Source organism: Achromobacter sp. D7-1, from assembly GCF_059760445.1.
Genome location: NZ_JCBAMT010000008.1, coordinates 24,068 through 44,939 on the forward strand (window position 1 = coordinate 24,068; position 20,872 = coordinate 44,939).

At 67.7% G+C, this 20,872-nt stretch carries 21 protein-coding genes; 16 read left to right on the forward strand and 5 right to left on the reverse strand.

What is annotated here, in order from left to right; translation table 11 throughout:
* The first annotated feature begins 7 nt into the window (after positions 1-7).
* Positions 8-433 carry a universal stress protein gene (locus AC6LKD_RS05435; protein ID WP_041656145.1) on the forward strand — a complete coding sequence of 142 codons (426 nt, stop codon included), beginning with the start codon at positions 8-10 and terminating at the stop codon, positions 431-433.
* A gap of 16 nt (positions 434-449) precedes the next feature.
* Positions 450-878, forward strand: coding sequence for a universal stress protein (locus AC6LKD_RS05440; RefSeq protein ID WP_013395805.1), 429 nt, complete (start codon positions 450-452; stop codon positions 876-878).
* Positions 879-893: 15 nt separating this feature from the next.
* Here AC6LKD_RS05440 and AC6LKD_RS05445 read toward each other — a convergent pair whose 3' ends face one another.
* Genes AC6LKD_RS05445 through AC6LKD_RS05455 form a run of 3 tightly spaced genes read right to left on the reverse strand, consistent with a single transcriptional unit; the run spans position 894 to position 3,228 of the window.
* Complete coding sequence (locus AC6LKD_RS05445; RefSeq protein WP_498115467.1) at positions 894-2,270, reverse strand: ATP-binding protein; 1,377 nt, start codon at positions 2,268-2,270, stop codon at positions 894-896.
* Positions 2,267-2,929 (reverse strand): response regulator transcription factor, encoded by a 663-nt coding sequence (locus tag AC6LKD_RS05450; protein ID WP_498115468.1) that lies wholly within the window; start codon positions 2,927-2,929, stop codon positions 2,267-2,269. Before AC6LKD_RS05450 ends, AC6LKD_RS05445 begins: the two co-directional genes overlap by 4 nt.
* Complete coding sequence (locus tag AC6LKD_RS05455) at positions 2,929-3,228, reverse strand: PepSY domain-containing protein (RefSeq protein ID WP_498115517.1); 300 nt, start codon at positions 3,226-3,228, stop codon at positions 2,929-2,931. The genes AC6LKD_RS05450 and AC6LKD_RS05455 overlap by 1 nt, the downstream gene beginning before the upstream one ends.
* 220 nt (positions 3,229-3,448) lie before the next feature.
* Here AC6LKD_RS05455 and AC6LKD_RS05460 point away from each other — a divergent pair, with 220 nt between their 5' ends.
* The 6 genes from AC6LKD_RS05460 (at position 3,449) to AC6LKD_RS05485 (ending at position 10,353) form a co-directional block, all read left to right on the forward strand.
* On the forward strand, positions 3,449-3,760 hold the full coding sequence (locus AC6LKD_RS05460; protein ID WP_498115469.1) for a PepSY domain-containing protein: 312 nt from the start codon (positions 3,449-3,451) through the stop codon (positions 3,758-3,760).
* Between the two features lie 74 nt (positions 3,761-3,834).
* Complete coding sequence (locus tag AC6LKD_RS05465; RefSeq protein ID WP_498115470.1) at positions 3,835-5,178, forward strand: ferredoxin reductase family protein; 1,344 nt, start codon at positions 3,835-3,837, stop codon at positions 5,176-5,178.
* A gap of 63 nt (positions 5,179-5,241) precedes the next feature.
* Entirely contained in the window at positions 5,242-6,576 is a 1,335-nt protein-coding gene (locus AC6LKD_RS05470) for a PQQ-dependent sugar dehydrogenase (RefSeq protein ID WP_013395811.1), read from the forward strand.
* Between the two features lie 19 nt (positions 6,577-6,595).
* Entirely contained in the window at positions 6,596-7,300 is a 705-nt protein-coding gene (locus AC6LKD_RS05475; RefSeq protein WP_498115471.1) for an SDR family oxidoreductase, read from the forward strand.
* Positions 7,301-7,399: 99 nt separating this feature from the next.
* Positions 7,400-8,965, forward strand: a complete 1,566-nt coding sequence (locus tag AC6LKD_RS05480) for a DUF1800 domain-containing protein (protein WP_498115472.1) — start codon at positions 7,400-7,402, stop codon at positions 8,963-8,965.
* A complete protein-coding gene (locus AC6LKD_RS05485) occupies positions 8,962-10,353 on the forward strand; it encodes a DUF1501 domain-containing protein (RefSeq protein ID WP_498115473.1) in 1,392 nt (463 codons plus the stop codon). Before AC6LKD_RS05480 ends, AC6LKD_RS05485 begins: the two co-directional genes overlap by 4 nt.
* Positions 10,354-10,375: 22 nt before the next feature.
* Here the strand turns inward: AC6LKD_RS05485 and AC6LKD_RS05490 are convergent, their stop codons facing one another.
* Together AC6LKD_RS05490 and AC6LKD_RS05495 are read right to left on the reverse strand one after the other, a co-directional pair.
* On the reverse strand, positions 10,376-12,013 hold the full coding sequence (locus AC6LKD_RS05490; protein WP_498115474.1) for an acyl-CoA synthetase: 1,638 nt from the start codon (positions 12,011-12,013) through the stop codon (positions 10,376-10,378).
* A gap of 36 nt (positions 12,014-12,049) precedes the next feature.
* Complete coding sequence (locus AC6LKD_RS05495) at positions 12,050-13,339, reverse strand: hypothetical protein (RefSeq protein ID WP_498115475.1); 1,290 nt, start codon at positions 13,337-13,339, stop codon at positions 12,050-12,052.
* A gap of 101 nt (positions 13,340-13,440) precedes the next feature.
* Between AC6LKD_RS05495 and AC6LKD_RS05500 the strand changes: the two genes are divergently transcribed.
* The 8 genes from AC6LKD_RS05500 to AC6LKD_RS05535 all read left to right on the forward strand — a co-directional run bounded on the left by AC6LKD_RS05500 (position 13,441) and on the right by AC6LKD_RS05535 (position 20,860).
* On the forward strand, positions 13,441-14,280 hold the full coding sequence (locus tag AC6LKD_RS05500; protein WP_013395817.1) for a GntR family transcriptional regulator: 840 nt from the start codon (positions 13,441-13,443) through the stop codon (positions 14,278-14,280).
* A gap of 73 nt (positions 14,281-14,353) precedes the next feature.
* Positions 14,354-15,535 (forward strand): ABC transporter substrate-binding protein, encoded by a 1,182-nt coding sequence (locus tag AC6LKD_RS05505; protein ID WP_013395818.1) that lies wholly within the window; start codon positions 14,354-14,356, stop codon positions 15,533-15,535.
* A gap of 64 nt (positions 15,536-15,599) precedes the next feature.
* Positions 15,600-16,529 carry a ferritin-like domain-containing protein gene (locus AC6LKD_RS05510; RefSeq protein WP_013395819.1) on the forward strand — a complete coding sequence of 310 codons (930 nt, stop codon included), beginning with the start codon at positions 15,600-15,602 and terminating at the stop codon, positions 16,527-16,529.
* A gap of 15 nt (positions 16,530-16,544) precedes the next feature.
* Positions 16,545-17,450: a hypothetical protein gene (locus AC6LKD_RS05515; RefSeq protein ID WP_492274520.1), complete on the forward strand. Its 906-nt coding sequence runs from the start codon at positions 16,545-16,547 to the stop codon at positions 17,448-17,450.
* 19 nt (positions 17,451-17,469) lie between these two features.
* Positions 17,470-18,354: a branched-chain amino acid ABC transporter permease gene (locus tag AC6LKD_RS05520; RefSeq protein ID WP_013395821.1), complete on the forward strand. Its 885-nt coding sequence runs from the start codon at positions 17,470-17,472 to the stop codon at positions 18,352-18,354.
* Positions 18,355-18,365: 11 nt separating this feature from the next.
* Positions 18,366-19,382 (forward strand): branched-chain amino acid ABC transporter permease, encoded by a 1,017-nt coding sequence (locus AC6LKD_RS05525; protein ID WP_492274519.1) that lies wholly within the window; start codon positions 18,366-18,368, stop codon positions 19,380-19,382.
* Complete coding sequence (locus AC6LKD_RS05530) at positions 19,375-20,154, forward strand: ABC transporter ATP-binding protein (protein WP_013395823.1); 780 nt, start codon at positions 19,375-19,377, stop codon at positions 20,152-20,154. Before AC6LKD_RS05525 ends, AC6LKD_RS05530 begins: the two co-directional genes overlap by 8 nt.
* Entirely contained in the window at positions 20,147-20,860 is a 714-nt protein-coding gene (locus tag AC6LKD_RS05535; protein WP_498115476.1) for an ABC transporter ATP-binding protein, read from the forward strand. The genes AC6LKD_RS05530 and AC6LKD_RS05535 overlap by 8 nt, the downstream gene beginning before the upstream one ends.
* The last annotated feature ends 12 nt before the right edge of the window (positions 20,861-20,872 follow it).

Below are 20,872 nucleotides of genomic sequence, written 5' to 3' on the forward strand. Positions count from 1 at the left end.
GACGCCCATGAAACGCATCCTGATCCCCGTGGACGGTTCGCAGCCCGCCGTCCATGCGGTCCAAGCCCTGCTCGACGCCCGCGGCTACGACCCGGTCGAACGCGTGGAACTGCTCACGGTCCAGATCCCCCTGAAGTCGGGCAAGATCGGCCGCGGCCTGTCGCAGGCCGAGATCGACGCCTACCACGAGGAAGAAGGCCGCCACGCGCTGCAGGCCGCCAGCGACCTGCTGACCCAGGCCGGCGTGCCCTTCCAGGCCCGAGTCGAAGTGGGCGCGGCGGCCGAGACCATCGTGCGCGTGGCCGACGAATCCGGCGCCGACGAGATCTACATGGGCTCGCGCGGGCTGGGCTCGGTGTCGTCCTGGTTCCTGGGTTCGGTCGCAACACGCGTCCTGCATCTGACGGAGTTGCCCGTCACTCTGGTCAAGTAACCGTCAAGGAGCATCCATGCTGAACATCCTGGTCCCTGTAGACGGCTCCGACAACGCCAACCGCGCCGTCCTGTATGCCCGCCAGCTGGCCCAAGGCGCCGGCGCCGCGCGCATCCATCTGCTCAACGTCCAGACGCCCGTGCAAGGCCGGGCCGGCCTGTCGCGCCTGATCACGCAGGACATGATCGACGAGTTCTACCTGCGCGAAGGCCAGGAGGCCACGGACGAGGCACGCAAGCTGCTGGACGTGACCGGCGCCGACTACACCAGCCACGTCGCATTCGGCCATGCGGCGACGGAAATCGCCGGCTACGCGCAAGACCACAACTGCGCACGCATCGTGATGGGCACGCGCGGCAACGGCACACTCGCGAACATCCTGATCGGCTCGGTCGCCAACCAGGTGCTGCAACTGGCCGAAGCGCCAGTCACGCTGGTCAAGTAAATCCGTGCGCCGGCCTCAGGCGGCCGGCAGCCACAGCGACACCCTCAAGCCCCCCAACGGCGAGCGCTCGGCCCGCACCTGGCCGCCATACGTGGTGGCCAGGTCGCGCACGATGTCCAGTCCCAGGCCCGACCCCGGGCGCTGTTCGTCCATGCGCACGCCGCGCAGGAAGATGCGTTCGCGCTCCTCGTCGGCGATGCCGGGGCCGTCGTCGTCGATCTGGATCAGCAACTGGCCGGGGTCCGCCGCCGACGCCGTGACCTGCACCTGGCGCTCGGCCCATTTGCAGGCGTTGTCCAGCAGGTTGCCGACCATCTCCTGCAGATCCTGCTCTTCGCCGCGGAACACCAGGCCCTCGGCAAACTCGGGCATTTCCAGCTGCAATCCGCGCTGCGCATACAGGCGCTGCATGACCCGCAACAGGCCCTCGATGGGCTTGCGCAAGGGCGTGCGGCTGTCGGCCGCGCCAGACGCCGCGGCGGCGCGGGCGCGCGCCAGGTGATAGTCGATCTGGCGGCGCGCCATGCCAACCTGCTCCTGCACCAGCGCCGCCAGCGGTCCTTCCTCGCGCGCTGCGGCGTTGCCCAGGATCGTCAGCGGGGTCTTCACCGCATGCGCCAGATTGCCGGCCTGCGTGCGCGCGCGCTGCACCATGTCGGCGTTGACGGCCAGGACGCGGTTGAAATCATCGACCAGGGGCTGGATTTCGCTGGGAAAACTGCCCTCGATGCGCACGCTGGCCCCGCCATGCTGCCGGGCCAGCTGCCGCCTGAGCCTTGCCAGCGGCCGCAGGCCCACCATCACCTGGACCACGGCCGCCACGGTCAATCCGGCCGCCAGCGCGCCCAGCGAAATCAGCAGCATGTGGTTGAAGCGCCCTATCGGTTCAGCCAGCACCTGGCTGTCGGCGGCCACGATCAGGCGCAACGGCGCGGCCTCGGTCTCGGCCGGTTCCAGCATGCGCGTCAACGCGGTGAGGCGGTGCTTTTCCGGCCCCGCAATGTCATAGACGCCATCGGCGCTGTCGGCGGCGGGCAGCGCCAGCACCTGGTCCCAGAGAGACCGCGAGCGCGCCGCGCCCACGGCCACCGGGCGGCCGTGCTCGTCGAGCCGGTCGATCTGCCAGTACAGGCCGGACAGTGGCTGCTCCAGCCTAGGATCGCTCAGCGGCGGCGATACCACCAGGCGGCCATCGGGAGCCACATTCACGGCGGCGGTCAGCTGGTTCAGGTGCAGGGTCAGTTCAGCGCGCAATTGCTCGGTGATGTGCTGGCGAAACAGGCTGCCCAGCCCCCACCCGGCCAACACCACCGTGACCACGATCCAGGCCAGCGTGCCGGCCAGCAGGCGCCAGCGCAGCGAGCCGGGTGCGCGCGCGCCTTGCGGCATCATGCGGCGCAGGCCAGGCGGTAGCCCAGGCCGCGCACGGTTTCGATGGTGTCGGGCGGCAGCTTCTTGCGCAGCCGCCCGATGAACACGTCGATGGTGTTGGAATCGCGGTCGTGGTCCTGGGCGTAAACGTGCTCGGTCAGCTCGCTGCGCGAAATGACTTCGCCCGCGCGCTGCATCAGCACGGCCAGCACCTTGAATTCGTGGCTGGTCAGGGATAACGCCTGGCCATCCACCGTGACCTTGGCCAGGCGCGTGTCCAGCATCAGCGGCCCGCAGCGCCATTGCGCGCTGGCATGGCTGCTGGAGCGGCGCAACAGCGCCCGCACCCGCGCCAGCAGCTCTTCCATGTGGAAAGGCTTGGTCACGTAATCGTCGGCGCCGGCATCGATGCCGGCGACCTTCTCGTGCCAGTTGTCGCGCGCCGTCAGGATCAGCACCGGCATGCCCTGGCCGCCGGCGCGCCATTGCTTGAGCACGGTCAGGCCGTCCATGACCGGCAGGCCCAGGTCCAGCACCACCACGTCGTAGGTCTCGACCGCGCCCATGTATTGGGCCGTCCCGCCATCAGCCGCGGTATCGACGGTATAGCCGGCCTGGCGCAAGGCGTCGACCAACTGCGTGGCCAGGGTGGGTTCGTCTTCGACCACGAGTATGCGCATCAGTGCTTGTCCCGGAATTGAATGTCACGCCCCTTCACGCCCAGCACCTTGCCGTCGCGCGCGTCGATCTTCAGCTTGACCAGCCGGCCGCCTCCTTGCAGCAGCCGGATCTCGTAGATGAACTCGCCGTCGTCTTCCTCGAATTCGACCTTGACCACCTGCCCGGGATAGTCGCGCTCGACGATGTCCAGCACCGAGCGCAGGGGCAGGACCTTGCCGGCCTGCAAAGCCTGGCGCGCCTGTTCATGGTCATTTTCGTCGGCCAGGCCCGCGTTGGGGCCGACAGCCAGCGCCAGCATCAGCGCGCCGCAGGTCAGCCAGATTCGGGTACGCATTCCTCGGGTCATGGTCTCTTTCGCAATTCAGGGTCCGCCATAAGAGGCGATTCTCCGCCCAGTTATAGCGCCGGAAAAATGAACGGCACGTGAACGGCCGCTTCAGAATTGGTTCATCCGCACAACCGAATAATGCGGTCATGGTCGCCATTCCGGCAACCCGCTACAACCAAGGAGCCATTCCATGACCGCAATCCGCAACACCCTGGCCGCCCTGGCGCTTGGCGCCGCAACCCTCACCGGCGCGGCCGCCGTGCACGCCCAGACGCCGGCGCAATCGCCTGCCCAGCCCGCCGCCACGGCCCCCGCCAACGCGACGCTGACCGTGCGCCAGGTCTACGACACGCTGACCGCCGCAGGCTACCGCAACATCACCGAGATCGAGCTCGAACACGGCCGCTACGACGTCAAGGCCGACAACCCGCAAGGCCAGCGCGTGAAGCTGCGGGTCGACGCTCAAAGCGGCGCCGTCCTGCGCAGCAAGATCAAGGACTGAAGCACCCGCGCGATCGCGCCTTGCCACGCTCCGCCCGCATCCGGCGGGCCGAGCGCCCCAACATGGATGTCATCATGAAACCGATAGGAACCGGCGCCGCCCTCGGCGGCTTCCTGCTTGCCCTTACCCTGGCCTGGGGCCTGGACGCGCTGATCCTGCAGCCGCCCGCCGCAGGCGCCTGGTACTGGATCGCGCGGCAGCAAGGCCTGTACCTCACGGGCGTCTGGTCCATCGGGCTGATGGCCTTGATCATGCTGCTGGCCTTGCGGCCGGTATGGCTGGAACGGCCGCTGGGCGGCATGGACAAGATCTACCGGCTGCACAAATGGGCCGGCATGCTCGCGGTGGGCGCCGGCGCCGCGCACTGGCTGCTGAAGCTGGCCAGCGGCCCGCTGAAGGGCTTGGCGGACGCGGGCAACCGTCCCGCCCGCGACGTCGTGCTGGCGTTGTTCGAAGGCTCGCGCGGCGTGGCCAAGGACCTGGGCGAATGGTCGATCTACCTGCTGCTTGCCATGCTGGCGATCACCCTGTGGCGGCGCTTTCCCTATCGGGCCTGGCGCCTCCTGCACCGCGTCATGCCGCTGCTGTTCCTGGCGCTGGTGTTCCATACGGTGGCGCTGGCGCCGGCGTACTACTGGAGCGGTCCCGTGGGCCTGCTGCTGATTCCGCTGCTGGCCGCGGGCGTCTATGCCGCGCTGGTGGCACTGCTGGGACGCGTTGGCCACGGCCGCCGCGCGCGCGGAAAGATCGTATCGCTGACCCACCAGCCGGACGGCATCATGGAGGTCAGCTGCGATCTCGACGCCAATTGGCGGCATCACCATGCGGGGCAATTCGCCTTCGTCACGTTCGACCGCAAGGAAGGCGCCCACCCCTATACCATCGCCAGCGCCCCCGTGCCTGGCGAGCGCCGCGTGACGTTCCAGATCAAGGCCCTGGGCGACTACACCCGCACCCTGGCGCGCACGCTGCGGATCGGCCAGGACGTCGCCGTGGAAGGACCCTATGGCCGCTTTCAGCTGGAACCCGGCACGGCCGCCGCCACACAGGTCTGGATTGCGGGCGGCATCGGCATCACCCCTTTCCTCGCATGGCTGGAAGCGTTGCAGGCCGGCCAGGCGCAGCCGCCGCGCGTGTGGTTGCACTACTGCGTGCGCGACGCCGCGACCGATCCCTTCGTGCCGCTGCTGCGGGAGCGCTGCGCCGCGCTGGACTGTGTGACGCTGACGATACACAGCGCGCGTGACGGCAACACGCTGACGGCCGGCGCACTGGCGCAGGGCGAGGTGGCCGCGGGCCGCATCGCCGACGTCTGGTTCTGCGGGCCCACCGGCCTGGCGGATGCGCTCAGGCGCGGGCTGCGCAAGCTGGGCGGCGCGCACGTGCACTGGCATCAGGAAGCGTTCGAGATGCGCTGATCATCCCCGGGCCGGCGCAGGCCCAAGCGTATGATGGACCTCACCGCCCCCGGAGCATGCATCATGCCCACACCACGCCTTCTGCTGGCCGCCGCGATGGCCGTCGCCACCCTCAATGCCTGCGGCGAAATGGCCACGCTACCGGTCGAGGCCGGCATGGGCCCATCGCCCCAGTTGCCCGCCCCCAATCCCACCGCCATACCCACCGTGAAGACCGCCAAGGCCGTGGGCTGGCCCGCCGGCGCGCATCCCGTGGCCGCCGATGGCATGGCGGTGACCGAGTTCGCCAGCGGCCTGGACCATCCGCGCTGGCTGTACGTGCTGCCCAACGGCGACGTGCTGGTAGCAGAGACCAATGCACCGCCCAAGCCCGAATCGGCCTCGGGCGGATTCAAGGGCTGGGTCGCCGGCCTGGTCATGAAACGCGCCGGCGCCAGGACCGACAGCGCCAACCGCATCACCCTGCTGCGCGACACCAACCACGACGGCGTCGCCGACGCCCGTAGCGTGCTGCTGGAGGGCCTGAATTCGCCATTCGGCATGGCCTTGATCGGCAATCAGCTCTACGTGGCCAATGCCGACGCCGTGGTCCGCTTTCCGTATGAAGCCGGGCAGCAACGGATCAGCGCCGCTGGCGTGAAGGTCACCGACCTGCCGGCCGGCATCAACCACCACTGGACCAAGAACCTGCTGGCCAGCCCGGACGGCAGCAAGCTCTATGTGTCGGTAGGCTCCAACAGCAACGTCGGCGAAAACGGCATGGACATCGAAGAGGGACGCGCCGCCATCTGGGAGATCGACGTGGCCAGCGGCAACAAGCGCCTGTATGCCACCGGCCTGCGCAACCCGGTGGGCATGGCCTGGGCGCCCGACGGCAAGACGTTGTGGACCTCGGTCAACGAACGCGACGAGCTTGGCAGCGACCTGGTGCCCGACTACATGACCTCGGTGCGCGACGGCGGCTTCTACGGCTGGCCCTACAGCTACTTCGGCCAGCACGTCGACACCCGCGTGCAGCCGCCGCGCCCGGACCTGGTTGCGCGCGCCATCGTGCCCGATTACGCGCTGGGTCCGCACACGGCCTCGCTGGGGTTGGCCTGGTCGGGTGGCTCCAAGCTGCCCGCGCCCTACACCGACGGCATGTTCGTGGGCCAGCACGGTTCCTGGAACCGCGATCCGCGCAGCGGCTATAAGGTCATCTTCGTGCCCTTCCGCGACGGCAAGCCCGATGGCGCCGCGCGCGACGTGCTGACGGGCTTCTTGAACCAAAGCGGCGAAGCCCAGGGGCGGCCGGTAGGGGTAGCCATAGACCGCCAGGGCGGACTGCTGGTGGCGGACGACGTCGGCAATGTGGTGTGGCGGGTCGGTCCCGCTTCTACAATGGCCGCTCCCCAATAATTCAAGACCAGGAGTGAGCATGAGCACGGAAAAAGTGGCGATCGTCACCGCCGGCGGCAGCGGCATGGGCGCGGCGGCGGCGCGCAAACTGGCGGCCGACGGCTGGCGCGTGGCCATCCTGTCTTCCTCCGGCAAGGGCGAGGCCCTGGCGCAGGAACTGGACGGCCTGGGCATCACCGGGTCCAACCGCTCGCCCGAAGACCTGGCGCGGCTGGTGGACGCCACCCTGCAGAAATGGGGCAGGATCGACGCGGTAATCAACAGCGCCGGCCACGGCCCCAAGGGTCCGCTGCTGGAAATCAGCGACGAGGACTGGCACCTGGGCATGGAGTTCTACCTGCTGAACGTGGTGCGCATCGCGCGCCTGGTCGCGCCGGTGATGAAGCAGCAGAAATCCGGCGCCATCGTCAATATCTCGACCTATGCCACCTTCGAACCGGAAGCGCTGTTCCCCACGTCTGGCGTGTTCCGCGCCGGGCTGGCCGCCTTCACCAAGGTGTTCGCCGACGAATACGCCCAGCACAATGTGCGGATGAACAACGTGCTGCCGGGCTTCATCGACAGCCTGCCTGAAAAGGAAGACCGCCGCACGCGCATCCCGATGGGTCGCTACGGCACCGCCGAAGAGGTCGCGGACCTGATCGCCTTCCTGGCGTCCGACGCCTCTTCCTACATCACCGGCCAGAACATCCGCATCGACGGCGGCATCACGCGCTCGGTCTGACACCATCCTTTTGGACTAGTCCCTCGTTCGAATGACGGTATTGAAGCCCGCCCTGGGCTTCAGTACCGTAGGTTTTCGCATTCGACGAGGTGCCTGCGCATGTCCGCTACGCCGTCAGCGGCTGCGCCGCAGTCCGCCGATCTCTCCCACCGCAAACCCACCCCGGGCCAGGCCTCGCGCTTCCTGGCGCAGGCCACGTTCGGCCCCACGCCCGCCGACATCGACGCCGTGGTGCGCGACGGCTACGCGGCCTGGCTGGACGCGCAACTGGCCATGCCGCCGTCGCAGACCCACTTCGATTGGCTGCTGCAACAAAAAAAGAACACCGAGGAGTTCAAGGGCAACGGCATCAACGCCCCCCTGGAATCCACGCTATGGCGCAAGTTCATCGCCGCGCCGGACCAGGTGCGCACGCGGGTGGCGTTCGCGCTGTCCGAGATCTTCGTGGTGGGCGTGTCGTCGATCACCGCGTCCTGGCCGCTGTTCGGCGCGGCCGGCTTCATGGACCTGCTGGCCGAGCATGCCCTGGGCAATTATCAGCAGCTGCTGACGGCCGTGACCCGCAACCTGTCCATGGGCTGCATGCTGACCTATCGCGGCAACCGCAAGGAAGATCCCAAGACCGGCCGCCATCCCGACGAGAACTACGCCCGCGAGGTCATGCAGCTGTTCAGCATCGGCCTGCTGGAGCTGGAGCCGGACGGCGCCGTCAGGATGGTGAACGGCGCGCCGGTGGAAACCTATGACAATGCCGACGTGCAGGGCCTGGCCAAGGTCTTCACCGGCTGGGACATCAACGGCCCGGAAACCGATGTGGAGTTCCACCGCCGGCCCATGGCCCTGAACAACGGACTGCATTCGCTGGCTGAAAAGCGCTTCCTGGGCGCGGTGGTGCCGGCCGGCACCGACGGCCACCTGTCGCTCAAGCGCGCCATGGACGTGATCTGCGCCCATCCCAACGTCGGGCCCTTCATCGGCACCCAGCTGATCCAGCGGCTGGTCACCAGCAATCCCAGCCACGCCTATGTGGCGCGCGTCTCCGCCGCCTTTAATGATGACGGCAGCGGCACGCGCGGCAACCTGAAGGCGGTGGTGCGCGCCATCTTGCTGGATCCCGAGGCGCGCGACCCCGACCTGGCCGCCCCCGGCTGGGGCAAGGTGCGCGAACCCATCGTGCGCTTTGCGGCCTGGGCGCGGGCTTTCGGCGCCACCTCCAACAACGGCGCCTGGGCCATGCCGGACACCACCGACAACACGATCCGGCTGGCCCAGAGCCCGATGCGTTCGGCCAGCGTCTTCAATTTCTTCCGGCCGCGCTACGTGCCGCCGGTGACGGAACTGGCGCGCCAGCACCTGGTGGCGCCGGAACTGCAGATCACCGACGAGACCAGCATCGCCGGCTACCTGAACTTCCTGGCCATCTATGTGGACCGGGGCTGGGAGGATCTGCAGACCCCCTACACCGCCGAGATCGCGCTGGCCCAGGATCCGTCCGCGCTGGTAGCGCGGGTGGCGCTGCTGCTGGCGGGCGACGCCTATTCCGCCGAGACCGCTGGCGCCATCGCGCGGGCCGTGGCAACCATACCCGCGGGCCGGCCGCGCGACCGGGTGCGCGCCGCCATCATGCTGGTGGCCGCCAGCCCCGAATACCTGGTGCAGAAATGAAGAGCTCCCGCTCCGATGCGCAAACGAGCCGCCGCGAATTCCTGCTGCGCGCCTGCGCGCTGGGCGCCACCGGGGCCGCCGCGCCGCTGGCGCTGAACCTGGCGGCCCTGGGCGCGGCGGCCGCGCAATCGGCGCCAGCTTCTTCCTACAAGGCGCTGGTCTGCGTGTTCCTGTATGGCGGAAACGACCCCTACAACTCGCTGGTGCCCTACGACGCGGCTTCATACAAGGCGTATGCCCAGGCGCGCACCGACATCGCGCTGCCGCGCGACGCCCTGCAGGCCACCGCGCTGCGCGGCAAGCAGCCCGCGCCCGGCGGCGTGCAGTTTGCACTGGCCCCGTCGCTGGCGCCGCTCAAGCCCTTGTACGAAAGCGGCGACATGGCGGTGCTGCTGAACATAGGCCCGCTGGTCGTGCCCACGTCCAAACAGGAATACATAGGCGCGCGCGTGCCCTTGCCGCCCAAGCTGTTCTCGCACAACGACCAGCAGTCGTACTGGCAGGCGCTGGCGCCGGAAGGCGCCGCGTCGGGCTGGGCCGGAAGGCTGACGGACCTGTACGCCGATGCCAACGCGCAACGCACCTTCACGGGCATTACCGCGGGCGGCAGCAGCGTGCTGCTGGCCGGGCGCAAGATCGCCGGATACCGCGTGGGCATCCATGGTTCCACGCAGATAGACCTGCTGACCCGCGACATGTATGGCTCCAGCGCCTGCACCGCCTTGCTGCGCCAACTGATCACGCAGCCGCGCGAGCATCTGATGGAACGCGAGATGTCGCGCATCGCCGCGCAGTCCATCGACGCCGACACGCGCCTGCGCGCAGCGCTTGCGGACGTGGCCGTGCCCGGCGATTTCTCATCGCCACTCGCGCAGCAGTTGAAGATCGTCGCCCGCATCATCGCCGCCAGGCAGGCGCTGGGCGCGCGCCGCCAGGTCTTCTTCGTGTCGCAGAACGGCTATGACAATCACGCGGGCCTCAACGACACCCACCCCGCCCTGCTCAAGGAACTGGGCCAGGCCCTGGCCGCGTTCCAGCAGGCCTTGTCGGCGATAGGCGTGGCCGACCAGGTGACCACCTTCACCGCATCCGAATTCGGCCGCACCCTGGGTTCCAACGGCAACGGCTCGGACCATGGCTGGGGCTCGCACCACTTCGTGCTGGGCGGCGCCGTCCAGGGCGGCCGCTACTACGGCAGCCATCCGGAAATCGCCCTGGACGGCCCTGGCTTCGTCGACAACGGCCGCCTCTTGCCCACCCTGGCCGTGGACCAGTTGGGCGCGTCCCTGGGCGCCTGGTTCGGCGCTGGCCGCGAGGATCTGGGCCTGGTGTTCCCGAACCTGCGGCGCTTCGACGCGCAGGCGCTGGACCTGCTGCCGCGCGCCTAGGGCCGCGCCGGCAGCGGCGGACTCATAGCTGCCGCGCCTGTTCGCGCAGCAGGTACTTCTGGATCTTGCCCGTGGCGGTCTTGGGCAGCGGGCCGAACACGAAGGTGCGCGGCACCTTGAAGCCCGCCAGCCGGGTGCGGCAGAAGCCGGTCAATTCGTCCGCGCTTGCCGCGCAGCCGTCCTTCAGCGTGACGAAGGCGCAGGGCGTCTCGCCCCATTTGGCGTCGGGCCGCGCCACCACCGCCGCTTCCAGCACGGCGGGGTGCGCGTACAAGGCATCCTCGACCTCTACCGTCGAGATGTTCTCGCCGCCGGAAATGACGATATCCTTGGCGCGGTCCTTGATCTGCATGTAGCCATCCGGGTGCACCACGGCCAAATCGCCGGTATGGAACCAGCCGCCCGCGAAGGCCTCGGCGGTGGCCTGGGGGTTCTTCAGATATCCCTTCATCAGCGTGTTGCCGCGCATCATGATTTCGCCCACGGTGACGCCGTCCGGCGGCACGGGGTCCAGGGTGGCGGGATCCAGCACGCGGACCTGTTCCATCGTGTGCTTACGCACGCCGATGCGCGCCTTGAGCGCGGCCTGTTCCTCCAGCGGCAGATCGCTCCAGGCCTCGTGCCAGGCGCAGCTGATCGACGGACCATAGCTCTCGGTCAGGCCATACAGGTGCGTCACGTCTATGCCCAGTTCATCCATCGCCGCAATCACGGCGGCCGGCGGCGGCGAGCCGCCCGTAAGCACCTGCACCGGACGCGAGGCGCGGCGTTTGATTTCTGGCGGGCTGTTGATGAGCATGCCCAGCACCACCGGCGCGGCGCAGAAATAATCGACCCCGTGCGCCTGGATGGCATCGAAGACGGCGCCGGCCTCGACCCGCCGCAGGCACACGTTGGTTCCGGCCAGCAGCGCAATGGTCCAGGGAAAACTCCAGCCATTGCAATGGAACATCGGCAAGGTCCACAGGTACACGGCATGCTGGCGCATGTCGCAGGCCAAGGCGTTGCCCATCGCATTCAGGTAAGCGCCGCGATGGTGGTACAGCACGCCCTTGGGGCTGCCGGTGGTGCCGGAGGTGTAGTTCAGGCACAGCGACTGCCATTCGTCCGCCGGCCAGGGGAATCCGGCCTGCGCATCGCCCAACGCCAGCAGCGCCTCGTAGCTCATTTCCCCGATCAGCTCGCCCGGCCCGCCGTACTCGGGGTCGTCGATGTCCACCACCCGGATCGGCCTGCGGATCTTGGCCAGCGCCTGCGCCATGACGGGCGCGTACTCGCGGTCCGTCAGCAGCACCGTCGCGGCGCCGTGCTCCAGGATGAAGGACAACGTTTCCGCGTCCAGTCGGGTATTCAGGGCATTGAGCACCGCGCCGGCCATGGCGACGCCGAAATGGGCTTCGTACAGCGCCGGGATGTTGGGCGCCATCACGGCTACCGTATCGCCAGGCCGCACGCCCAGGCGCGCCAGCCCGCTGGCCAGCTGGCGGCAGCGCGCGTAGGTCTGTCGCCAGCTCTGGCGCAGCGCGCCGTGGATGATGGCGGTGCGCTCCGGATAGACCTTGGCCGCGCGCTCGATGAATGTCAGCGGAGTAAGCGCCAGGTGGTTGGCGCTGTTGCGTGCGATATCCAGGACATGATGGTCGGGTGTGTCGGCGGGCATCGGAGTCTCACAGAGGCGAAACGCTCACCGCGCCCTTCAGGCGGCGGCTTGCGGGGACAGGCCGCGCAGCGTGGCGCGCAGCAGGGAATCGCTCAGGTCCGCGTCCGCCTGCATCAAGCGCCGCAGCAGGCGGTCAGGGCTGTCGCCGGAAGTTTCCAGATGCCAGCCGTACAGGTGCAGTCCGTTCAGCACGTAGGCATCGTCCAGGCCTTCCAACACCGCTTGCCGGCGCGGCGCGCGCGCGGACGGCGGCAAGGCATTGTCGGCGCAGTCCGCCACCAGGATGGAAGTCGGCTTGGAAAAGTAATCCGCCACCCGCGCGCGGGCTTGCTCCAGCCGGCGCAGCGCCGCGGCATCCAGCGGTTCATCCGCCAGACGCACTTTGAGCAGCACGTTGCGCTGGTCAAGTTCGACGATGTGCAGGTCTTTCTCGACCCAATCCGCATGGACCGGCACGTTCTTGCGGCGGAAGACTTCCGCGGCCGCCAACCCCGCTCCCAGGCCTTCGCCGGCAAGCAGCTGCTTGAAGAAATCCCGCTCGGCCATCGTGCGATCCAGTTCCTGCAGCTCCAGGTCAAGCGCATGGCGTTCGCGCAGGCACTGCGCGCGGCGAGCGTGCAATTGCTCGTCGGCCGCGCCGCGTTGCAGATCCAGCCACGCCGCCAGGCGCACGCCGCTGCGCTGGCCCAGGCGTTCTATGCAGCGGCGCAATTCCCGCAGGAACAGCGCCGCGCCCGCCTCGTCCTGGGCCAACCCCGGCGCCAGCGCCGGCAGCAGCAGCAGGCGGCCGGGCGGTTCGCTGGCGTAGCTGGCCAGCGTCATGCCCGACCCTGTCTCCAGAATGCTCGCGCCCGGCGCCGCAGACAAGGTCGCGCCAGGCTGGAAACAGCGCGCGGCTTCAGTGAAGAGCGTGCGGAAAGGCTCGCCCGCCTGCCGTGGCGCGGCGTCGCCCTCGATCGCCTGGCTGCTCACCGTCCTGGGCAGGAGAGGCTCGGACCAATCGTAGGGAAGGATGTCTTGCAGGGTATGCACGCCCACCGTGCGCGGCGCGGGCACCAGGACGACCAGCGTGCCGCCCGCGCCCAGCAGGCGTTTGAACTGCTCGCGCCAGTGGCGGCTGGTGGCCAACAGCCATTCCGAGGCGCCCACGCCCAACACCGGCGGATCGGTGCGTTCGCAGGCGGCCTCCAGCACCGGGTACAGCCCGGCGGGATCCCATATGAGCACGTCCGCCCGGTCCAGCGACGCGGGCTGATCAAAGGACAGGACGGCATCCAGGCCATGGGGCGCGAGTGCCAACGCAAGGTCGAGCGTAGAAATATTCATATCGCTAATCCGTACTTGACTTTCGAAATCAATATATCATAAAGTCTAGTTAACTAGACAAATATACAAATCCTATATACATATCCCGGAACCCAGCTGTCATGTCCACTATTACGAACGTACGCAGCGAGCCCCCCGTCGCCAGCCCCGTGGCGCTGGACCGGGACTCCCCTCTGCCGCTCTATGTGCAGATCAAGCGGCGCGTGCTGATGATGATCCTGAATTGGCAGCAGGAAAGCGACCGCTTCCACACTGATCATGAGCTGAGCGAGCAATTCGACGTCAGCCGCATGACGGTGCGGCAGGCCATCCAGGAACTGGTGGACGAGGGCTATCTGCGGCGGGTCCGCGGGTCCGGCACCTTCGTCTGCGCCCCCAAGATCGACGAGCAGTTCAGCCCGGCCATGGACTTCATCGACCAATGGTCGGCGCACGGCCGCCCCCTCAGCCTGCGGGTGCTGCACTGCGCCCAGGAGCCCGCCTCCAACGCCGTGGCGCGCGAGCTGGACGTGGCGCCGGGCACGCCGGTCTGGAGCATTCTGCGCCTGCGCACGGTTCAGCAGGTGCCGATTTCGATCGACTACCGCTATGTGCGCGTCGACCGCATCCCGCACATCGACGCCCGCCAGGCCGAGGCCGGTTCCCTGCTGGAACTGATCGGCCGCCAGGTCGAGCTGGCCTACGGCAACCTCAAGATCGAAGGCGGCGCGGTGCAGGCCGAACATGCCGACTACCTCAGCCTGCTGCCCGGAGACCCGGTGCTGACGCGGCACCTCGTGTATTTCGACAAACAGGATCGGCCGGTCATGTCCGGCCTGTCCCACTACCGCGCGGACCAGGTCCGGTACTCGGTGCGCGTGCCGCTGCAGAACGGCGCAGGCAAGACGGACCAGGTGTCGGACTCGCTCGAGTTCCGCAACCCCTCAGGCGTAGGGGACTAGCCCGACTACGTTTTCGCTGTTCGTGGAAGTTGCTGCACACCCCAAATCCCGCATCAGGTACAGGAGTAGCACCATGACTTGCATAAAGACGTTTCTGGAGTTCTCGCGGCGCGCAGCCATCGCGCTGCCGGCCGCCGCGCTGATGCTGGGCATGCACGCCGCCAGCGCGCAGGACGCGGTACGGATCGGGTCCATCCTGTCCGTGACCGGTCCCGCCGCCTTCCTCGGCGAAGACATGAAGGCCGGCATGGAAATGGCCATCGACGACATCAACGCCGCCGGCGGCATCGGCGGCAAGAAGGTCGAATGGGTGTTCTACGACGCCGAGAGCCAGACCGCCAAGGCGATCAACGCCACCAAGCGCCTGCTGTCCCAGGACAAGGTCGACATCATCGTCGGCGGCGGCAACATGAGCGGCATCGCCATGGCCATGGTGCCGATGGTCGACAAGGCCGCTACCCCCTTCATTTCCACCGAAGGCTCGATGCAGATCGTGATGCCGGTGGCGGAACGCAAGTACGTGTTCAAGAGCACCGTGGACGACGACCAGGTGATCGACCGGGTGCTGGACTACTTCGACAAGAAAGGCATCAAGCGCGCCGCCCTGCTGGCCGACAACAGCGGCTTCGGCCAGAGCGCCGTCGAGCAGATGAAGCGGCTGGCCGCCAAGCGCGGCATCGACATCACCTATGAATCCTTCAACCCCGCCGACACGGACCTGACTCCGCAGCTCACGCGCATCAAGAACGCGTCGGTGCAGGCCATCATCTGCTGGACCGTGACCCCGGCCGGCGTGGTGTTCATCAAGCAGGCCCAGCAACTGGGCCTGGACAAGCTCACGCTGGTGCACAGCTACGGCTTCGTCGACCAGCGCTACATGAAACTGGCGGGCGACTCGGTCAAGGACCTGCTGCTGGTCAGCGTCAAGTTCCCGGTGGGCCAGGATCTGCCCGACGCCGACCCCATCAAGACCCGCATCGTGGACCTCAGCAAGCGCTTCGAGGCCCGCTACAAACGCAAGCCCAACCAGTTCGTGGCCCAGACCTACGACGCCATGATGCTGGCCCGCGCCGCCCTGGAAAAAAGCGGCGGCGACAAGGAAAAGACCCGCGAACAGCTGACCGCCATCACCGGCTACCAGGGCGTGGGCGGGGTCTTCAATTTCTCGCCCCAGCGCCACTCCGGCCTGGACAAGGACGACATCGTCATGCTCGGCTACCGGGACGGTCAATTCCGGCTGGCCGACTACAAGTAAGCAGTCCATCTCCGCAACCTCCACTCACGCGCGCCGCCGGCGCGGCAAACCTGGGAGTGCAGTCATGAACGTAGCAAGCGCCGAGCCGCGTACCATCCTGGACGATCCGGAAAGCATCTTTCCGCTGGACCTGGACACCCGGATCCCCAAGATCCGCGATCTCTACCACCTGGCGACGGTCAAGCAGTGGGACCCGCGCACCGACATCGATTGGCATTTGTTCGATGCCTCGCAGTACACGCCTGAACAGCGCTATGCGGCCCGACAGTACTGGAGCCGCCGCGCCTGGAGCGAGTACGGCGCCATTTCGGAAAGCCCTGCCTTGCAGATCCGCTTCTGCCACGATAAGTGCGAGCCCGACCTGCGGCTGTTCTTCACCATCCGCTCGCAGGAAGAAAGCCGCCACGCGGAGGCCTGCTTTCGCATGGCCGAAGCCCTGGGCGGCTACATGGAACAGCCGGCCCAGGCCGCGTACCAGGGTTCGGTCGCCACCCACGGCGTGCGCAAGATGGCGCTGGACCCCGAGGTGTCGGTCGAGGCGATCCTTGCGGCCCTGGTCTGCGCCGCCGAGGAAATCGCGTTCGACGTCTTCCGCCACCTGGTGGAGATCACCCGCGATCCCGTCGCCAAGCAGATCTGCGCCCGCATCATGCGCGACGAGGTGCGGCACTGCGCGTTCGGCTGGCGCTTCCTCGACCATCGCATTCCGCAGATGTCGCCCGCCGAGATCAAGGTGGTGGAGAACGCCGTGATCAACATGATGGAAAAAGTCGAGCTCAACGGCTACCACAGCGCGTGGCTGGCGCCCGACAATCCGGCCTCGCGCGCCGAGATGGAGGTGGACCGGGTCACCTGGGAAGCCGGCCTGGGCTCCACGGTCGAGGAACTGGAGAAGCCCCTGTTCGTGGAAACGGTGCAGCGCGTGCGGCGCCAGATGGAGCCCTGGGGCGTGCACCTGCCCTTGCTGCATCACCCGAAGATCGGCGAATTCTGAATCCAAGGACCTGTCATGAACGCAGCTACGACCAGAATTCCCGTTGAGCGCCGCTTCCCGCTGACGCTCAAGCAGTCCATCACCTCGATCCGCGAACTGTACGAAACCGGCAAGCAGCAGCGCTGGGCGCCCGAAACCGACATTCCGTGGGCCAGCTTCGACATCGGCGCGCTCGACGCCCGGACCCGTGACGCGGCCCGCCTGACCTGGAGCCGCCGCGCCTGGGTGGAATACGCGGGCTTGAGCGAAACGCCGGCGCTGCTGGTGCGCCTGTGCCTGGAGAGCGGCCGCGAATCCGATCCCAAGTACTTCCTCACCGTGCGCAACACCGAGGAAGCCTGGCAGATCGAGTGCTTCCACCGCTACGCCACGCTGTTGGGCGGCTACCTGAACCGCCCGCCCAGCCCGCAGCAGGAAGCCATCTTCAACCAATGCCGGCACCGCCAGGTGCTGGACGCCGCCTGCCATGCCGACGCCTTCTTCACCGCGCACGCGGCGGTCGAAGACGGACTGGAACTCGAACTGTTCCGGGCCTACCTGGAGAACGCCCGCGAGCCCGTGGCGCGCCGCATCCTGGAGCAGTGCGTGCAGGCCAAGGAACGCCACGCCACCTTCGGCTGGCTCTACGTCGCGGAACGCGCCGCCGCCTGGTCCGACGCCGACCGCAACGCCGTGGCCGGGGCCGTGTCGGGCTATCTGAACGAGGTCGAACTGCGGGGCTATCACTGCCCCTGGCTGGCCGAACCCGATGGTCCCGAAAGCCAGGCCAACGCCCTGACGGCCGCAGCCGGCCTGGGCGCCGTATCCGCCGACAAGGAATACGAGATCCTGTGGTCGTACCTGGAAACGGTGACGCGGCGCCTGGCCGAATTCGGCGTCGAGCTGCCGGGCATCGCGCTGGCTGCGCGCCGGCCCAACTGAGCCAGCACGGGACCCCGCCATGGATATGTCCGCGCAAATCGTCCAACTGCTCGTCGCCGGGATCACCACCGGCAGCATCTACGCCATCGTGGCGGTGGGGTTCAACGTCATTTTCAAGAGCACCGACGCCATCAACTTCGCCCAGGGCGAATGGGTCATGATGGGCGGCATGGTGGCGGCGGCCTGCTACGCGGTGGCCGAACTGCCGCTATGGCTGTCCTGTCTGGCGGCGGTAGCCCTGGTGGCCCTGGCGGGCGGCCTGTCCGAACGCCTGGTGATCCATCCGCTGAAGAAGCCCGCGCCGCTGCTGGTGACGCTGCTGAGCATCGGCCTGGCCATCTGCACCAAGAGCCTGGTGATGCTGGGGCTGGGCAAAACGCCCATGGGCTATCCCGCGTTTTCCGGCGACGCGCCCGTGCCGCTGGCGGGCGCGCAGATTCCGCCGCAAAGCTTCTGGGTGATGGGCGTGGCGCTGGTCTTCATGCTGGGGACGCACTTCTTCTTCGAGCGCACGCTGTTGGGCAAGACCCTGCGCGCCACGGCCATCGACCGCGACGCCGCCGCCCTGGTCGGCATCAACGTGCGGCGTTCGGTAACCGTGGCCTTCGTGCTGGCGGCGCTGGCCGGCGGCATCGCCGGCGTGATCATCGCGCCGCTGACCTTCACCTCCTATGACCACGGCACCATGCTCGGCTTCAAAGGCTTCAGCGCAGCCATGCTGGGCGGGTTGGGCAGCCTGCAGGGCGCCTTGCTCGGCGGCCTGCTGCTGGGCGTGATCGAGGCGCTGGGAGGCGGCCTGATTTCCTCGCAGTACAAGGATGCGCTGTCCTTCATCGTGCTGTTGCTGGTGCTGTTCTACCGTCCCCAGGGCTTGCTGGGCAAAGCCGAAATCAACAAGGTCTGAAGGGGGTGAAGATGAAATCAGAAATCCACCCGCACGGGGACGGCGGACACCGCGACCTGCGTATCCTGCTGGCGCTGTGGGGCCTTTTCCTGCTGTTTCCGCTGGTGGCGCCGAACAGCTACGCCGTGGGCCTGGCGGTGACGTTCAGCATCAACCTGATGCTGATCGCCAGCCTCAACCTGCTGATGGGCTACTGCGGGCAGATCTCCATGTGCCAGGCCGGCTTCTTCGGCCTGGGCGCCTATGTCAGCGGCGCCTTGTCGGCCAAGTACGGCGTTCCGGCGCTTGCCAGCATCCCGGCCGCGCTGGCGGTCGCAAGCACGGCGGCGCTGCTCATCGCCCTGCCCGTGCTGCGGCTGCGCGGACATTATCTGGCGATGGCCACGTTGGGATTCAACGCCATCCTGTCGGTGCTGTTCGTCGAACTGGTGGACTTTACCGGCGGCCCCAACGGCCTGTCGGGGGTCGAGCCCATCACCGTCGCAGGCTACGCCTTCGATACCGACCGCCGCTTCTTCTACCTGGCCTGGGCCGCCGGCCTGCTGCTGATGTGGGGCTTCCTGAACCTGACCCGCTCGCGCATCGGCCGCGCCATGATCAGCGTGGCCGGCAGCGAGGTCGGCGCGGCCAGCCTGGGCATCAACACCTATGCGCTGAAGGTGGCGATCTTCGTGCTCTGCGCCGCGGTGGCGGCCCTGGCGGGAACTTTCTACGTGCACTTCAACCAGTTCGCGTCGCCGGAGACCTTCAGCTTCTCGGCCTCGGTGCTGCTGCTGGTCATGGTCGCGGTCGGCGGCTGGGGCAAGTATTGGGGACCGCTGTTCGGCGCGCTGGTCTATACCGCCGTACCGGAGTTGCTGCGCGCCTTCCATGACGTCGAACTGCTGCTGTTCGGGCTGGGCATGATCCTGGTCCTGATGTTCTTTCCGGGAGGACTGGCGGGACTGGCGCAGCGGCTGTGCCGGCGTCCCAGAAGCTTGCCGGCTACCCCGGTGACGGCAACAAAGGGCAAGGTGCGCCATGGCTGATCACGATTTCCTGTCGGTGCGGGACCTGGGCATCAACTTCGGCGGACTGGCCGCGCTTGCCGACCTGTCCTTCGACCTGAAGCAAGGCCAGATCAAGGGCCTGATCGGCCCCAACGGCGCGGGCAAGAGCACCTTGTTCAATATCGTCGCCGGCCTGCTGCATCCAGGGCGCGGCGAGGTGTGCTTTCGCGGCCGCCCGGTACGCGGCCTGCCGCCGCACCAGCGCGTCAGGCTGGGCATCGCCCGCACCTTCCAGAACCTGCAGATCTTCAAGGACCTGACGGTGCTGGAGAACGTCATGGTGGGCTGCCATGCGCGCTTCGGCTCCGGCCTGTGGGCCTGCATGCTGCGCACGCCCAGGCAGCGCCGTGACGAACGGCAGATGCGCGACATCGCAATGCAGCGGCTGGAGCAGCTGCACCTGGCCCGCCACGCCGACGTGCTGGCCGCGGACCTGAGCTTCGGCCAGGCCAAGATCCTCGAAATCGCGCGCGCCCTGGCCGCCGACCCCACCCTGCTGCTGCTGGACGAGCCCGTCGCCGGCGTGCCGCATGCCGAAGTGGCACAGGTGGCGCAGGTCATACGCGAAGTGAACGCCAGCGGGGTGACCGTGCTGCTGGTCGAGCACAACATGAGCTTCGTCATGCAGCTGTGCGACGACATCCTGGTGCTGAACTACGGCCGCAAGATCGCCGAAGGCCGGGCCGACGCGGTGCGCGCCGATCCCCTGGTGCTGCAGGCCTATCTCGGGGAGGACATGCCCGATGCTTGAAATCACCAACCTGTGCGCCTCGTATGGCGCGGGCGACGTGCTGCGCGAAACCAGCCTGGAGATTCCCGCCGGGCAGATCGGCTGCCTGCTCGGCGCCAACGGCGCCGGCAAGACCACGGTCATGCGCAGCCTGAGCGGTCTGCTGCGGCCCCTGCGCGGCAGCGTCCGCTTCGAAGGGGAAGCGATCGAGACGCTGACCGCGGACCGCATCGTCGACCGCGGCATCGTGCTGGTGCCGGAAGGCCGGCGCGTGTTCGCGCCCCTGTCGGTCAGCGAAAACCTGGAGATGGGCGGCTACAAGCTGCTGAAGCAGCGCCGCCAGACGGAGTTCCGCCGCAATCTCGACTTCGTCCTGGACCTGTTCCCGCGGCTGTCCGAACGCGCCCGCCAGCCCGCCGGAACGTTGTCGGGCGGCGAACAGCAGATGGTTGCGATAGGCCGGGCGCTGATGAGCAGCCCGCGCCTGCTGATGCTGGACGAACCCTCCATGGGCCTCGCGCCCCTGGTCGTGAAGGACATCTTCCTGTCGCTGCGGCGGCTCAAGCAGGAAGGGCTGACGCTGTTCATCGCCGAACAGAACGCCAGGCTGACCTTGAGCGCCGCGGACTACGGCTACGTGCTGCAGGAAGGCCGGGTGGCGTATTCGGGCAGCGCCCAAGCGCTGCGCGACGATACACGGGTACAGGCTGCCTACCTGGGCGCCTGACAGGAGACAGGT

Bases quoted from the DNA above. Each gene is read 5' to 3' on its own strand.
- AC6LKD_RS05520 (WP_013395821.1), top strand. From the start codon at position 17,470: ATGGATATGTCCGCGCAAATCGTCCAACTGCTCGTCGCCGGGATCACC.
- AC6LKD_RS05490 (WP_498115474.1), bottom strand. From the start codon at position 12,013: ATGCCCGCCGACACACCCGACCATCATGTCCTGGATATCGCACGCAAC.
- AC6LKD_RS05495 (WP_498115475.1), bottom strand. From the start codon at position 13,339: ATGAATATTTCTACGCTCGACCTTGCGTTGGCACTCGCGCCCCATGGC.
- AC6LKD_RS05450 (WP_498115468.1), bottom strand. From the start codon at position 2,929: ATGCGCATACTCGTGGTCGAAGACGAACCCACCCTGGCCACGCAGTTG.
- AC6LKD_RS05440 (WP_013395805.1), top strand. From the start codon at position 450: ATGCTGAACATCCTGGTCCCTGTAGACGGCTCCGACAACGCCAACCGC.
- AC6LKD_RS05435 (WP_041656145.1), top strand. From the start codon at position 8: ATGAAACGCATCCTGATCCCCGTGGACGGTTCGCAGCCCGCCGTCCAT.
- AC6LKD_RS05465 (WP_498115470.1), top strand. From the start codon at position 3,835: ATGAAACCGATAGGAACCGGCGCCGCCCTCGGCGGCTTCCTGCTTGCC.
- AC6LKD_RS05535 (WP_498115476.1), top strand. From the start codon at position 20,147: ATGCTTGAAATCACCAACCTGTGCGCCTCGTATGGCGCGGGCGACGTG.
- AC6LKD_RS05530 (WP_013395823.1), top strand. From the start codon at position 19,375: ATGGCTGATCACGATTTCCTGTCGGTGCGGGACCTGGGCATCAACTTC.
- AC6LKD_RS05485 (WP_498115473.1), top strand. From the start codon at position 8,962: ATGAAGAGCTCCCGCTCCGATGCGCAAACGAGCCGCCGCGAATTCCTG.
- AC6LKD_RS05480 (WP_498115472.1), top strand. From the start codon at position 7,400: ATGTCCGCTACGCCGTCAGCGGCTGCGCCGCAGTCCGCCGATCTCTCC.
- AC6LKD_RS05455 (WP_498115517.1), bottom strand. From the start codon at position 3,228: ATGCTGGCGCTGGCTGTCGGCCCCAACGCGGGCCTGGCCGACGAAAAT.
- AC6LKD_RS05445 (WP_498115467.1), bottom strand. From the start codon at position 2,270: ATGATGCCGCAAGGCGCGCGCGCACCCGGCTCGCTGCGCTGGCGCCTG.
- AC6LKD_RS05505 (WP_013395818.1), top strand. From the start codon at position 14,354: ATGACTTGCATAAAGACGTTTCTGGAGTTCTCGCGGCGCGCAGCCATC.
- AC6LKD_RS05500 (WP_013395817.1), top strand. From the start codon at position 13,441: ATGTCCACTATTACGAACGTACGCAGCGAGCCCCCCGTCGCCAGCCCC.
- AC6LKD_RS05525 (WP_492274519.1), top strand. From the start codon at position 18,366: ATGAAATCAGAAATCCACCCGCACGGGGACGGCGGACACCGCGACCTG.
- AC6LKD_RS05475 (WP_498115471.1), top strand. From the start codon at position 6,596: ATGAGCACGGAAAAAGTGGCGATCGTCACCGCCGGCGGCAGCGGCATG.
- AC6LKD_RS05510 (WP_013395819.1), top strand. From the start codon at position 15,600: ATGAACGTAGCAAGCGCCGAGCCGCGTACCATCCTGGACGATCCGGAA.
- AC6LKD_RS05460 (WP_498115469.1), top strand. From the start codon at position 3,449: ATGACCGCAATCCGCAACACCCTGGCCGCCCTGGCGCTTGGCGCCGCA.
- AC6LKD_RS05470 (WP_013395811.1), top strand. From the start codon at position 5,242: ATGCCCACACCACGCCTTCTGCTGGCCGCCGCGATGGCCGTCGCCACC.
- AC6LKD_RS05515 (WP_492274520.1), top strand. From the start codon at position 16,545: ATGAACGCAGCTACGACCAGAATTCCCGTTGAGCGCCGCTTCCCGCTG.